Source organism: Flavobacterium sinopsychrotolerans (genome assembly GCF_900110375.1).
Classification (GTDB): domain Bacteria; phylum Bacteroidota; class Bacteroidia; order Flavobacteriales; family Flavobacteriaceae; genus Flavobacterium; species Flavobacterium sinopsychrotolerans.
On sequence record NZ_FODN01000001.1, the window covers coordinates 158,069 to 173,085 of the forward strand.

The 15,017-nt window shown below is 35.0% G+C and carries 12 protein-coding genes and 4 tRNA genes; all 16 read right to left on the minus strand.

Annotation, left to right across the window (positions count from 1 at the left end; all coding sequences use genetic code 11):
* Window position 1: 1 nt before the first annotated feature.
* Complete coding sequence (gene rpoC / locus BMX64_RS00680) at window positions 2-4,315, minus strand: DNA-directed RNA polymerase subunit beta' (RefSeq protein WP_091164755.1); 4,314 nt, start codon at window positions 4,313-4,315, stop codon at window positions 2-4.
* Window positions 4,316-4,558: 243 nt separating this feature from the next.
* The gene (rpoB, locus tag BMX64_RS00685; RefSeq protein ID WP_091164759.1) at window positions 4,559-8,371 is read right to left on the minus strand and encodes a DNA-directed RNA polymerase subunit beta; all 3,813 of its coding nucleotides are present in this window, start codon (window positions 8,369-8,371) and stop codon (window positions 4,559-4,561) included.
* Between the two features lie 276 nt (window positions 8,372-8,647).
* Entirely contained in the window at window positions 8,648-9,016 is a 369-nt protein-coding gene (gene rplL / locus BMX64_RS00690; protein WP_091164762.1) for a 50S ribosomal protein L7/L12, read from the minus strand.
* A gap of 90 nt (window positions 9,017-9,106) precedes the next feature.
* Window positions 9,107-9,619, minus strand: a complete 513-nt coding sequence (gene rplJ / locus BMX64_RS00695; protein WP_091164765.1) for a 50S ribosomal protein L10 — start codon at window positions 9,617-9,619, stop codon at window positions 9,107-9,109.
* Between the two features lie 22 nt (window positions 9,620-9,641).
* Entirely contained in the window at window positions 9,642-10,331 is a 690-nt protein-coding gene (rplA, locus tag BMX64_RS00700) for a 50S ribosomal protein L1 (protein ID WP_091164772.1), read from the minus strand.
* A gap of 13 nt (window positions 10,332-10,344) precedes the next feature.
* Entirely contained in the window at window positions 10,345-10,782 is a 438-nt protein-coding gene (rplK, locus tag BMX64_RS00705) for a 50S ribosomal protein L11 (protein WP_066082293.1), read from the minus strand.
* Between the two features lie 68 nt (window positions 10,783-10,850).
* Window positions 10,851-11,402, minus strand: coding sequence for a transcription termination/antitermination protein NusG (gene nusG, locus BMX64_RS00710; protein ID WP_091164783.1), 552 nt, complete (start codon window positions 11,400-11,402; stop codon window positions 10,851-10,853).
* Between the two features lie 10 nt (window positions 11,403-11,412).
* Window positions 11,413-11,610, minus strand: coding sequence for a preprotein translocase subunit SecE (gene secE / locus BMX64_RS00715; protein WP_066082297.1), 198 nt, complete (start codon window positions 11,608-11,610; stop codon window positions 11,413-11,415).
* A gap of 17 nt (window positions 11,611-11,627) precedes the next feature.
* A tRNA-Trp gene (locus BMX64_RS00720) sits at window positions 11,628-11,698 on the minus strand.
* 57 nt (window positions 11,699-11,755) lie between these two features.
* Window positions 11,756-12,943, minus strand: coding sequence for an elongation factor Tu (gene tuf, locus BMX64_RS00725; protein ID WP_091164787.1), 1,188 nt, complete (start codon window positions 12,941-12,943; stop codon window positions 11,756-11,758).
* Window positions 12,944-12,996: 53 nt separating this feature from the next.
* Window positions 12,997-13,068 (minus strand) — tRNA-Thr (locus BMX64_RS00730).
* Between the two features lie 84 nt (window positions 13,069-13,152).
* Window positions 13,153-13,233, minus strand: a tRNA-Tyr gene (locus BMX64_RS00735).
* 33 nt (window positions 13,234-13,266) lie between these two features.
* A tRNA-Thr gene (locus BMX64_RS00740) sits at window positions 13,267-13,340 on the minus strand.
* A gap of 90 nt (window positions 13,341-13,430) precedes the next feature.
* Window positions 13,431-13,733 (minus strand): ribosome hibernation-promoting factor, HPF/YfiA family, encoded by a 303-nt coding sequence (hpf, locus tag BMX64_RS00745; protein ID WP_091164791.1) that lies wholly within the window; start codon window positions 13,731-13,733, stop codon window positions 13,431-13,433.
* Window positions 13,734-13,763: 30 nt separating this feature from the next.
* Entirely contained in the window at window positions 13,764-14,660 is an 897-nt protein-coding gene (locus BMX64_RS00750; RefSeq protein ID WP_091164794.1) for a tyrosine-type recombinase/integrase, read from the minus strand.
* Window positions 14,661-14,729: 69 nt separating this feature from the next.
* The gene (gene rpsU / locus BMX64_RS00755) at window positions 14,730-14,924 is read right to left on the minus strand and encodes a 30S ribosomal protein S21 (protein WP_035670421.1); all 195 of its coding nucleotides are present in this window, start codon (window positions 14,922-14,924) and stop codon (window positions 14,730-14,732) included.
* Window positions 14,925-15,017: the final 93 nt, after the last annotated feature.

Sequence of the window (15,017 nt, forward strand, 5' to 3'; positions counted from 1 at the left end):
CTTAATAAATATATTCTTCTTTGTTAGCCATCATATCATTGTAATCTTCTTTCGAACCTACAATCGTATTATCATATTCTCTCATACCTGTTCCGGCAGGGATTCTATGTCCTACAATTACATTTTCTTTCAATCCTTCTAAGTAATCGATTTTACCTGCAACAGCAGCTTCGTTCAATACTTTAGTAGTTTCTTGGAAAGATGCAGCAGAAATAAACGATTTAGTTTGCAACGATGCTCTTGTAATACCTTGTAAAACTGGTGTTGCTGTTGCAGTAACAACATCACGAGCTACCACAAGATTTTTATCCGTACGTTTCAATAAAGAGTTTTCATCACGCAACTCACGAGGCGTAATAATTTGACCTTCTTTTAATGCACTAGAATCTCCAGCATCTTCAACCACTTTCATACCGTATAATTTATCATTTTGAACGATAAAATCTTTAGTGTGAATCAATTGATCTTCTAAGAATAAAGTATCACCTGGATCTTGTACTCTTACTTTACGCATCATTTGACGTATTACTACTTCAAAGTGTTTGTCGTTGATTTTTACCCCTTGCAAACGGTATACTTCTTGAATTTCATTAACCAAATACTGTTGAACAGCTGCTGGTCCTTGGATTCTTAATATATCATCCGGAGTAATTGCTCCATCAGATAAAGGCACCCCTGCTCTTACGAAGTCATTTTCTTGAACTAGAATTTGGCTTGATAATTTAACCAAGTATTTTCTAATATCACCGAACTTAGATTCGATAACAACCTCACGGTTTCCTCTTTTGATTTTTCCAAAAGAAACAACACCATCAATTTCAGAAACAACTGCTGGGTTTGAAGGATTACGAGCTTCTAATAACTCTGTAATTCTAGGTAAACCTCCTGTAATATCTCCTGATTTAGAAGAACGACGTGGGATTTTTACCAATACCTTACCTGCTTTAATTTTTTCACCATTTTCAACCATCAAGTGGGCTCCAACTGGTAAGTTATAAGAACGAATCAATTCATTGTCTTTACCGTAAACCAATAAAGTTGGAATTAATTTTTTAGCTCTAGATTCAGAAATTACTTTTTCTTGGAAACCAGTTTGCTCATCAATTTCAACCATGAATGATTGACCTTGCTCTAATTCTTCGTAAGCAATTTTACCGGTAAATTCAGAAACGATAACTCCATTATATGGATCCCATTTACAAATCACATCTCCTTTAGCAACAGATTGACCGTCTTTAACGAAAATACTTGAACCGTAAGGGATATTATTTGTACTTAATAAGATACCTGTTCTTTCATCAATTAATTTCAATTCAGTAGAACGAGATACAACAATATCAACTGCATTACCTTCGCTATCTTCACCTTTAACAGTTTTTAAATCTTCAATTTCAAGTTTACCATTAAATTTGGTAATGATACTTGATTCTTCAGAAATACCACCCGCAACCCCACCAACGTGGAATGTACGTAATGTTAATTGTGTACCAGGTTCTCCAATAGATTGTGCTGCAATAACACCAACTGCTTCACCTCTTTGTGTCATCTTACCAGTAGCTAAATTTCTACCGTAACATTTTGCACAAATACCTTTCAACGCCTCACAAGTTAATGGTGAACGCACTTCAACTTTCTCGATTGGAGAAGCGTCAATTGCTTTCATTATAGCTTCTGTGATTTGTTGTCCAGATTGAATTAAAACTTCATTGTTCAAAGGATTAATAAGGTCTTGTAAAACAACACGTCCTAAAATTCTTTCTCCTAATGATTCAACAATTTCTTCATTTTTCTTCAATGCTGAAACTTCAACACCTCTAAGAGTACCACAATCTTCGATATTAACGATAACATCTTGAGATACATCATGTAGTCTTCTTGTTAAATATCCTGCATCGGCAGTTTTCAATGCCGTATCCGCAAGACCTTTACGCGCACCGTGAGTAGAAATAAAGTACTCAAGGATAGAAAGACCTTCTTTAAAGTTAGAAAGAATCGGATTTTCAATAATTTCACCACCACCAGCAGTAGATTTTTTTGGCTTAGCCATCAAACCACGCATACCGGTTAACTGACGAATTTGCTCTTTGGAACCCCTTGCTCCAGAATCAAGCATCATATACACTGAGTTGAAACCTTGTTGGTCTTCTCTAATGTTTTTCATTGCTAACTCTGTCAATTGAGCATTTGCTGAAGTCCATACATCAATAACTTGGTTGTAACGTTCGTTATTTGTGATAAGACCCATGTTATAATTAGCAGAAATACCTTGAACTTGTTCTCTGGCGTCTGCAATTAATTTAGGTTTTTGATCTGGAATTCTAATATCACCTAAAGAGAATGACAATCCACCTTTGAAGGCAAATTTGTACCCCATGTCTTTCATGTTATCCAAGAAAGCAGCTGTTGTAGGTACATCAGTAGAACTTAAAACGTGCCCAATAATGTCTCTAAGATTTTTCTTAGTCAATACATCATTGATATATCCAGCTGCTTCCGGTACTACTTCATTAAATAATACACGACCAGCAGTTGTTTGAATAATTTTAAAAACTAATTCTCCAGCTTCATTAAAATCTTTAGCTCTAATTCGAACACGAGCATTCAATTCTACTCTACCTTCATTTAAAGCAATATTTACTTCTTCAGCAGAATAGAAAGTAATTCCTTCACCTAAAATTTTAAGTTCGGGAGTAGATAAACGTTCTTTGGTCATATAGTATAGACCCAAAACCATATCCTGAGAAGGTACTGTAATCGGAGCTCCATTTGCAGGATTCAGAATATTGTGAGAACCCAACATTAAAAGTTGCGCTTCCAAAATAGCTTCTGGTCCTAAAGGCAAGTGAACGGCCATTTGATCCCCATCAAAATCCGCATTAAATGCAGTACAAACTAAAGGGTGCAATTGGATTGCTTTTCCTTCAATTAATTTTGGTTGGAATGCTTGAATACCTAATCTGTGCAAAGTAGGAGCACGATTCAGTAATATTGGGTGACCTTTGATTACATTTTCAAGGATATCCCAAACTACAGGCTCTTTCTTATCAATTATTTTTTTAGCTGATTTTACCGTTTTAACAATTCCTCTTTCTATCAATTTACGGATAACGAAAGGTTTGTACAATTCTGCTGCCATATCTTTTGGGATACCGCACTCAGACAATTTCAATTCAGGTCCAACAACAATTACCGAACGAGCAGAATAATCCACACGTTTTCCAAGTAAGTTTTGACGGAAACGTCCTTGCTTACCTTTAAGGGAATCAGATAATGATTTTAATGGTCTGTTTGATTCTGTTTTTACTGCAGATGCTTTACGCGTATTATCGAAAAGTGAATCTACAGATTCTTGTAACATACGTTTTTCGTTTCTTAAGATAACTTCAGGAGCTTTAATCTCCATTAATCTTTTCAAACGGTTATTACGGATGATTACACGACGGTATAAATCATTTAAATCTGAAGTAGCAAAACGACCTCCATCAAGTGGCACAAGCGGACGCAATTCTGGTGGAATAACTGGTACCACTTTCATGATCATCCATTCTGGACGATTCTCACGGTTCAAGTTAGACTCACGGAAAGATTCTACAACTTGTAATCTTTTTAATGCTTCCGTTTTACGTTGTTTAGACGTTTCATTGTTAGCATTATGTCTCAATTGGTAAGACAACTGATCTAAATCAATTCTTGCCAATAAATCCATAATACATTCTGCTCCCATTTTGGCAACAAATTTATTAGGATCAAAATCATCAAGATACTGATTGTCAGCAGGAAGTGTATCTAAAATATTTAAATATTCTTCTTCTGTCAAAAAGTCTAATCTTTGTAATGATTCCCCTTCTGCATTTTTAGCAATACCAGCTTGGATTACTACGTATCTTTCGTAGTAGATAATCATATCTAATTTCTTAGATGGAAGACCAAGGATATAACCAATTTTGTTTGGAAGAGAACGGAAATACCAGATATGAGCAATCGGCACAACAAGATTGATGTGACCTACTCTGTCTCTACGTACTTTTTTCTCTGTTACTTCTACACCACAACGGTCACAGATGATCCCTTTGTAACGTATTCTTTTATACTTACCACAAGCACATTCAAAATCTTTTACTGGTCCGAAAATACGTTCACAGAAAAGACCATCACGCTCAGGTTTGTGCGTTCTGTAGTTGATAGTTTCAGGTTTCAATACCTCACCTCTTGATTCTTTCAAAATAGATTCAGGAGAAGCAAGTCCTATTGAGATTTTATTAAACCTTTTTACAGGGTTTTTATCTTTATTGTTATTATTTCTATTATTCATCATAGTTTTTACTATTGATTTATTTGCAATTAAAAATTGATTGTAGATTTATGACTTTCTTAAATCATTAAACTATTACCTCGAATTACTTCTCTAAACTTCAAATAAAATTTTTAAAGTGCTATTTACAAAACCTATCAGGTCTTAGTAAAAAATCGGAACGGTTTACGGGTATAAATCCTAAAAACTTTTATAAATGAATAATCAGCCCCAATAAAAATTGGGACTGATTACTTCAACTATTATTTATTCTTCTAAACGAATGTCAAGTCCAAGACCTTTCAATTCATGCATTAATACATTGAATGATTCCGGTAATCCTGGTTCTGGCATAGATTCACCCTTAACGATTGCTTCGTAAGTTTTTGCTCTACCGATAACATCATCAGACTTCACAGTCAAGATTTCTCTAAGCGTACTTGATGCTCCATAAGCTTCAAGTGCCCAAACCTCCATCTCTCCAAAACGTTGACCTCCAAATTGAGCTTTACCTCCAAGTGGTTGTTGTGTAATCAACGAGTATGGACCTATAGAACGTGCGTGCATTTTATCGTCAACCATGTGTCCAAGTTTCAACATATAGATTACTCCAACTGTTGCAGCTTGATGGAAACGCTCTCCTGTACCACCATCATATAAATGTGTATGTCCGAAACGTGGTACTCCAGCTTCATCAGTCAATGCATTGATTTGATCAAGAGATGCTCCGTCAAAAATTGGAGTAGCAAATTTTCTACCCAGGTTTTGTCCAGCCCAACCAAGAACAGTTTCATAAATTTGACCAATGTTCATACGTGAAGGTACCCCTAATGGATTCAATACGATATCAACTGGCGTTCCATCTTCAAGGAAAGGCATATCTTCATGACGAACGATACGAGCAACGATACCTTTGTTACCGTGACGTCCAGCCATTTTATCCCCAACTTTCAGCTTACGTTTTTTGGCAATATATACTTTAGCTAATTTCAAGATTCCTGCTGGCAATTCATCTCCAACAGTAATAGTGAATTTCTCTCTACGCAATGCACCTTGTAAATCGTTCAATTTAATTTTATAGTTATGAATTAAATCATTAACCATTTTATTAGTTGCATCATCAGCAACCCATTGACCTTTACTTAAGTGAGCAAAATCTTCAACAGCATAAAGCATTTTTTGAGTGTATTTTTTACCTTTTGGTAAAACTTCCTCACCCAAATCATTCATTACACCTTGAGATGTTTTTCCGTTCACGATCAGGAAAAGTTTTTCAACTAATTTGTCTTTTAATTCAACAAATTTAACTTCAAACTCCATTTCAAGTGCTCCTAAAGCATCTTTATCCTGAGTACGTTTACGTTTATCTTTTACTGCTCTTGCGAACAATTTTTTGTCTAAAACAACACCATGTAAAGAAGGAGACGCTTTTAATGAAGCATCTTTTACATCACCAGCTTTGTCTCCAAAGATTGCACGAAGCAATTTCTCTTCCGGAGTAGGATCTGATTCTCCTTTTGGAGTAATTTTTCCGATAAGAATGTCACCAGGTTTAACCTCGGCTCCAATTCTAATCATACCATTTTCATCTAAATCTTTAGTAGCTTCTTCAGAAACATTCGGTATATCGTTCGTTAATTCTTCGTTACCTAATTTAGTATCTCTAACTTCAAGTGAATAATCATCAACGTGAATAGAAGTAAAAATATCGTCACGAACTACTTTTTCAGAAATTACAATCGCATCCTCGAAGTTGTACCCTTTCCATGGCATAAATGCAACTTTTAGGTTACGACCTAAAGCTAATTCACCATTTTGAGTCGCATATCCTTCAGATAATACTTGTCCAGGAACCACTCTATCCCCTTTTCTTACGATAGGTTTAAGGTTGATACTTGTACCTTGATTGGTTTTTCTAAATTTAATTAGATTGTATGTTTTTTCATCAGGCTCAAAACTTACCATTCTTTCTTCTTCAGAACGATCGTATTTGATAGTGATGATATTTGCATCTACATATTCTATAACTCCATCTCCTTCAGCATTAATCAATACTCTAGAATCAGAAGCAACTTGACGCTCTAAACCAGTTCCAACAATTGGAGCTTCAGGACGAATTAATGGTACGGCCTGACGCATCATGTTAGATCCCATCAAGGCTCTATTCGCATCATCATGTTCCAAGAAAGGAATCAAAGAAGCTGAAATAGAAGCAATTTGATTTGGAGCAACATCCGTATAATCAACTTTTGTTGGCTCAATTACAGGGAAATCACCTTCTTGACGCGCAATTACGTCTTCGGCAGTAATTTTTCCGGTTGCATCCATTTGAATGTTTGCCTGAGCAATCATCATTCCTTCTTCTTCTTCTGCGCTTAAGTAAACTGGAGTAGATACTAAATCTACAGTTCCATTAGTTACTTTACGATACGGTGTTTCGATGAAACCCATTCCGTTTACTTTAGCATAAACACCAAGAGATGAAATCAAACCAATGTTTGGTCCCTCAGGAGTTTCAATTGGACATAAGCGTCCGTAATGCGTATAGTGAACGTCACGTACCTCAAAACCTGCTCTTTCTCTCGAAAGTCCACCTGGTCCTAGTGCAGATAATCTTCTTTTGTGCGTAATCTCGGCAAGTGGATTCGTTTGATCCATAAACTGAGACAACTGGTTTGTTCCAAAGAAAGAGTTGATAACAGATGATAATGTTTTAGCATTAATCAAATCTATTGGTGTAAACACCTCGTTATCTCTAACGTTCATTCTCTCACGAATAGTTCTCGCCATACGCGCTAAACCAACACCGAATTGTTGAGACAATTGCTCTCCAACTGTTCTAACACGACGGTTTGATAAGTGATCAATATCATCAATCTCTGCTTTAGAGTTGATCAATTCAATCAAATATTTCACAATAGTTATGATATCTTCTTTGGTCAAGACTTGCTTTTCCATTGGAGTATCTAAACCTAATTTTTTATTTATTCTATAACGGCCTACTTCACCTAAGTTGTAACGTTGATCAGAAAAGAATAATTTATCTATAATACCACGAGCCGTTTCTTCATCAGGCGGTTCAGCATTACGTAATTGTCTGTAGATATGTTCAACAGCCTCTTTTTCAGAGTTTGTTGGATCTTTTTGCAACGTATTATGAATGATAGCATAATCACCTTGATTAGCATCTTCTTTATGTAACAAAATAGATTTAACGTTAGAATCAATGATTTCTTCCACATTATCTTTGTCGATAATCGTATCTCTATCAAGGATTATTTCGTTACGTTCGATAGAAACAACTTCACCAGTGTCTTCATCTACGAAATCTTCATGCCATGTATTCAATACACGAGCAGCTAATTTTCTACCAATATATTTTTTAAGTCCTGTTTTAGAAACTTTAATTTCCTCTGCAAGATCAAAAATCTCAAGAATATCCTTGTCTCTTTCGAATCCAATAGCACGGAATAAAGTAGTTACAGGTAATTTTTTCTTTCTATCAATATAAGCATACATTACGCTGTTTATATCTGTAGAGAATTCTATCCAAGAACCTTTAAAAGGAATTACTCTGGCAGAATACAATTTTGTACCATTTGCATGGAATGATTGACCAAAGAAAACACCAGGAGATCTGTGCAATTGAGAAACAACTACACGCTCAGCACCATTAATAACAAAGGTACCACTCGGCGTCATATAAGGAATTGTACCAAGATAAACATCTTGAACAATAGTTTCAAAATCTTCATGTTCTGGATCTGTACAATATAGTTTTAACCTTGCTTTTAAAGGCACACTATAGGTAAGACCTCTTTCTATACATTCTTGAATTGTATAACGTGGTGGATCTACAAAATAATCAAGGAATTCCAATACAAAGTTATTTCTTGTATCAGTAATTGGGAAATTTTCCATGAAGGTATTGTAAAGCCCTTCGTCACCTCTTTCGTCAGATTTAGTTTCTAATTGAAAAAAATCTTTAAACGATTTAACCTGAACATCTAGAAAATCTGGATAATCAGGAATATTTTTTGTTGAGGCAAAATTCAATCTTTCAGTCTGATTTGTTATCATCAATGGACAAAATTTTGATTAAAAAAGTAATTTTTTTGTACAAATATTGAACTATTTATACTTTTCTTTTACAACCATTACATCTTTAAAAACCAATTTAAGATAACTACTTTCTTATTATCTGTTAATTTTTTTTCCTCGTAATGGGTAAAATGAATTTGTTTTAAAAGACTATTATGTAATTATACAAGGTAGACTTTTGTTATACGAAAAATGGTTTAGGTCATTGGGCGACTAAACCCAAGACCTAAACCTAATTCTTTAAACTGAGTTTAACTATTTAAGCTCAACAACAGCTCCAGCTTCTTCTAAAGATTTTTTAAGCCCTTCAGCTTCTTCTTTAGAAACACCTTCTTTTACATTACTTGGTGCGCTATCAACTACATCTTTAGCTTCTTTCAAACCTAAACCTGTAAGTTCTTTTACTAATTTTACAACTGCTAATTTAGAAGCTCCAGCCTCTTTCAATACAACTGTAAATTCTGTTTGAACATCTTCAGCAGCAGCTTCACCACCACCTGAAACTACTACAGCTGCAGCAGCTGGCTCGATTCCGTACTCATCTTTTAATATTGTTGCTAATTCGTTAACTTCTTTTACTGTTAGGTTAACTAATTGTTCTGCGAATTGTTTCAAATCTGCCATTTTTTCTATCGTTTTAAAATGATTTGTAAAAATATAATTTATTTATTGTGCGCTTTTTTAAATAAAAACTAGAGTAAAACTCTATTTTTATTATGCTTCCACTTCTTCTGTAGCCTCTTCGCTTTTTGCGAATTGGTTTTGAAGAGCAGAAATAACTCTTTGTGCTGGTGACTGCAATAATCCAATAAGTTCGCCGATAAGCTCTTCTTTAGATTTAATAGTTGCTAATGCATCTAATTGATCGTCTCCAATATAAATTTCAGCGTTAATATAAGCTCCCTTTAATACAGGTTTAGCTGATTTTTTTCTGAAATCTTTTATTATCTTACCAGGAGCATTTGCTATGTCAGAAATGAATATAGCACTATTACCAGTCAAAACTGAAGGTAAATCTCCATAATCATTAGCTGAAGCTTCCATTGCTTTTGCAAGCAACGTATTTTTAACTACTTCTAATTTTATACCTGCTTTGTAACAAGCTCTTCTCAAGTTTGAAGTTGTTTCTGCGTTCAGTCCAGAAATATCAGATACATAAACAATGTTTGTACCAGCTAACTGTGCAGTTAAAACTTCAATCGCGATTGATTTTTCTTCTCTAGTCATACTAAAAATTTTTAACTACCAATTATACTGCTTTTGGGTCCAAAGCAATTGCAGGACTCATAGTGCTAGTTAGGTAAATACTTTTGATGTATGTTCCTTTAGCAGCAGTTGGCTTAAGTTTGATTAATGTTTGAATAATTTCGTGTGCATTGTCAACGATTTGTTCGCTTCCAAAAGAAATTTTACCAATTCCTGCATGCACAATACCAGTTTTATCAACTTTAAAGTCAATTTTACCAGCTTTAACCTCTTGAACAGCTTTTGCAACATCCATAGTTACAGTACCTGTTTTAGGGTTTGGCATTAAACCTCTAGGTCCTAAAATACGACCTAATGGACCTAATTTACCCATAACAGAAGGCATAGTGATGATTACATCAACATCTGTCCAACCATCTTTAATTTTTTGCAAATAATCATCAAGACCTACATAGTCTGCACCAGCTGCTAAAGCTTCCGCTTCTTTATCTGGAGTAACCAATGCTAATACTTTAACGTCTTTACCAGTTCCATGAGGTAATGTTACCACACCTCTTACCATTTGATTCGCTTTTCTTGGATCTACACCCAAACGTACTGCGATATCAACAGACTCATCAAATTTTGCAGAAGCAACTAATTTTATTAATGCCGCAGCATCTTTAAGAGAATATAGTTTGTTCTTTTCAATTTTTGAAGCAGCCTCTTTTTGCTTTTTTGTCAATTTTGCCATGTCTTTCTCTTAATTAAAAAGGAGCGTCTCCTGATACAGTTATACCCATAGATCTAGCTGTTCCAGCAACCATACTCATTGCAGACTCCATCGTGAATGCATTTAAGTCTGGCATCTTGTCTTCAGCAATAGCTCTAATTTGTTCCCAAGTAACACTAGCTACTTTTTTACGATTAGGCTCACCAGAACCAGATTTTAGCTTTGCAGCTTCCATTAACTGAACTGCTGCTGGAGGAGTTTTTACAACAAAATCAAATGATTTGTCTTTATACACAGTAATTTGTACTGGGCATATTTTGCCGGGTTTATCTTGAGTTCTAGCATTAAATTGCTTACAGAATTCCATGATGTTTACCCCAGCAGCTCCTAAAGCAGGTCCAACCGGTGGCGACGGGTTCGCAGCACCTCCCTTAACTTGTAGTTTAACTACCTTACTAATTTCTTTAGCCATTTTTTAAAAAATTTAACACTACAATCATTGGAAGCGATTGTAATGGATATTATAGATGTAACAAAAAATTATACTTTTTCAACTTGCATAAAACTCAATTCTAATGGAGTTTTTCTTCCGAAAATCTTAACCATTACTTCCAGTTTACGCTTTTCTTCATTAATTTTTTCAACAGTACCGTTAAATCCATTAAAAGGTCCATCAATAACCTTAATTGTCTCACCGATATTGAAAGGAATTGAACGAGTATCTGTATTTACAGCTAACTCATCAACTTTACCTAACATTCTGTTTACTTCTGAAATTCTCAAAGGAACAGGTTCTCCACCTTTAATTTCACCTAGAAAACCAATAACACTTGTTATAGACTTAATAATATGAGGTATTTCACCAATAAGATTCGCTTCAATCATAACATAACCAGGAAAATAAACTTTGTCTTTGATTATTTTTTTCCCTTCTTTCACAGTAACGACTTTTTCAGTAGGAACTAAAACTTGCGAAACATAATCTCCCATACCTAATCTTGCGATTTCAGTTTCGATATATGCTTTCACTTTGTTTTCTTGTCCGCTTACCGCTCTAACGACATACCACTTTTTAATATTATTATCTGCCATAACAAAAAATTTAAGCTTTTATCCAGTTAAAAAATCCAGCTAAAGCTTTTGCGAAAATTTCATCTACTCCCCAAGTTGCCAAGGCGAATAGTACTGAAAAAACAGCAACAACAATCGTTAGACGTTGTACCTCAGGCCAAGCTGGCCAAGTTACATTTGACTTTAATTCCTCAAATGCTTCTGATATGTAATTTACAACTTTTGTCATTATGATTTATTTTTTTGCACGGGCGGAGGGATTCGAACCCCCATCAACGGTTTTGGAGACCGCTATTCTACCCTTGAACTACGCCCGTATTAAAAGCCAGTAACAATTTAAAATAGTTACCGGCCTTAATCAATTATTTATATAACTAAGCTGTGATTTCAGTTACCTGACCAGCACCTACTGTTCTACCACCTTCACGGATAGCGAAACGCAAACCAACACTTAATGCAATTGCACTAAGCAATACAACACTAATAGTTAAGTTATCCCCAGGCATAACCATCTCTACACCTTCTGGCAAAGTAATGATACCTGTTACGTCAGTTGTACGTACGTAAAACTGTGGACGGTAGTTATTATGAAATGGTGTATGACGACCACCTTCTTCTTTTTTCAAGATATAAACCTCTGCTTTGAAAGTAGCGTGTGGCTTAACTGAACCTGGCTTACAAATAACCATTCCTCTTTTGATGTCTTCTTTTTGAATACCTCTTAAAAGAATACCTACGTTATCTCCAGCTTCTCCTCTATCAAGAATTTTACGGAACATCTCAACTCCAGTAATAGTAGAAGTCAATTTTTCAGCTCCCATACCAATGATTTCAACTGGATCTCCTGTATTAGCAACACCTGTTTCGATACGACCTGTAGCAACAGTTCCACGACCAGTGATTGAGAATACATCTTCAACAGGCATCAAGAAAGGCTTTGCAACGTCTCTTACCGGCTCTTCGATCCAAGCATCAACAGCTTCCATTAATTCAAGAATTTTTGGTACCCAAACTGGATCATTATTCAATCCACCTAAAGCTGAACCTTGAACAACAGGACCATTATCTCCATCATATTCGTAGAAAGATAATAAGTCTCTGATTTCCATCTCAACTAATTCAAGTAATTCCTCATCATCAACCATATCCACTTTATTCATGAATACAACCATTCTAGGAATACCTACTTGGCGACCTAAAAGGATATGCTCACGTGTTTGTGGCATTGGTCCATCAGTAGCAGCTACAACAAGAATAGCACCATCCATTTGAGCAGCTCCTGTAACCATGTTCTTTACGTAATCCGCGTGACCTGGACAGTCAACGTGAGCGTAATGACGATTAGCAGTTTCATACTCTACGTGAGATGTATTAATTGTAATACCTCTTTCTTTTTCTTCTGGAGCATTATCAATTTGATCAAATGATTTTGCTTGACAGTAACCTGCATCAGACAATACTTTTGTAATTGCCGCAGTTAATGTAGTTTTTCCGTGATCCACGTGCCCAATTGTTCCAATGTTTAAGTGGGGCTTGTTACGGTTAAAATTTTCCTTTGCCATTTTACTTAATTTTTAATCTTGTTATATATTAATTTCTATTTCCTACTTACTTGAGCCAATGTCGGGAATTGAACCCGAGACCTCTTCCTTACCAAGGAAGCACTCTACCCCTGAGCTACACCGGCAGAATCCTTGATGTCAGAATTAGATTTGAGATTTCAGATTCAAAAAAAATTTAAAACCTTAATTTCAACATCTACTTTATTCCGTGGGGAGAGCAGGATTCGAACCTGCGAAGTTTACACAGCAGATTTACAGTCTGCCCTCGTTGGCCGCTTGAGTATCTCCCCTACTTTTTCTATTATCAAACCTTTACAGTCTTGAGCCGGCGGAGGGACTCGAACCCACGACCTGCTGATTACAAATCAGCTGCTCTAGCCAACTGAGCTACGCTGGCGAATCAATAAAAAAAGTCCGCTATTTCTAACGGACTGCAAATGTAGAGATTTTATCTCTCAATCAAAACATTTTTTAAAAAAAATTCATATTAAATGTGCGAACTTATTTTTTCTTTCCTTTTTACCAACATTCTCTGTAAGGATTCCGCCGAAAGCTCAACCGCTTCTTCGAAAGTTTTACACTGTTTTTTAACCAAAAAATCATCTCCGGGAACATTTATTTTTACCTCGGCAATTTTATTCTCTTTATCACTTGTCTTTTCAACTTTCAAAAAAACATCCGCTGACACGACTTTGTCATAATACTTTTCCAACTTGTCCAATCTTTCTTGAACAAAATCTACTAGCTTTTTGTCAACAGTAAAGTTAACTGCATGAACACTTACCTTCATAATCATCTTTTTTAATTGTTAAACACTTTATCACTTCCGTCCTCGAGGATGAGCATCTTTATGTATACTTTTGAGTTCTGACAAACTGTTATGAGTATATACTTGTGTAGACGCGAGACTGGAATGCCCTAATAATTCTTTTACTGAATTTAAATCTGCTCCATTATTTAATAGATGTGTCGCAAAAGCATGCCTCAGTATATGAGGACTTTTTTTTACCTTTTCAGACACAGTACTAAAGTAAGAATTTATTAATCGATACACAAAAGAATCATTTAATTTTAACCCTTTTTTTGTGAGAAAAAAATAATCATTATCAACAATATCCAACAATAAAGCTCTTTCATTTAAGTACAATGAAAATTGATCTGTAATTACTGGCAAAACAGGAAGAATACGCTCTTTGTTTCGTTTACCCAGCACCTTAATTGTGTTAGTTGACAAATCAATATTTGTCGTTTTTAGATAAATCAACTCCGCTCTTCGCATTCCTGAAGTATATAGCAAGTCAATTATAAGTTTATTTCTAATCTCTTCAAAACCAATTGCATCTTGCATTTGATTTAAAACAGCCTTAACTTCCTTTTCAGAAAAAGGAATCTGTATTATTTTAGGAGCTTTGAGTGCCTTGTGTTTCAACAGCGGACTAACCTCTATTTGTTTTATTTTTAATAGAAATTTATAAAATGCTTTTAAGGATGCAATTTTTCTATTAACCGAGGCATTTGATATATCATCATCAACAAGAGACACAATCCAAGTTCTAATTTGATTATAATTGACTTGCTCAATATTCTCTTGATCAAAATGAACCGAATTGAATAATTCAAAAGAAGCAATATCATTGCAATACGCAACTACAGTATGCGAAGAATATTTTTTCTCCAACTGTAGATAATCCCGAAATGCATCTTTATTAGTAGCCATAAAAAAACCGTTAGCATCAAAGTTATAAAACTTTAATGACTAACGGTACTTTATTCTAATAGATATTGACTAACTCTCTAAGTTATCTCTCATATTTTGGATATAAGCCGCTTTTTGAATTTTGATTCTATTTGTAACTGAAGGCTTAATAAAAGCAGTACGTGCTCTTAATTGACGTACAGTTCCTGTTTTATCAAATTTTCTTTTGTAGCGTTTTAACGCTCTATCGATATTTTCTCCGTCTTTAATTGGTATAATTAACATAATATAGACACCCCCTTTCTTTAAGTGTGCAAAAGTAAACATTATTTTGAATTACGAGTCATGAATTGCAATTTATTTTGAGTGTACTTGCAA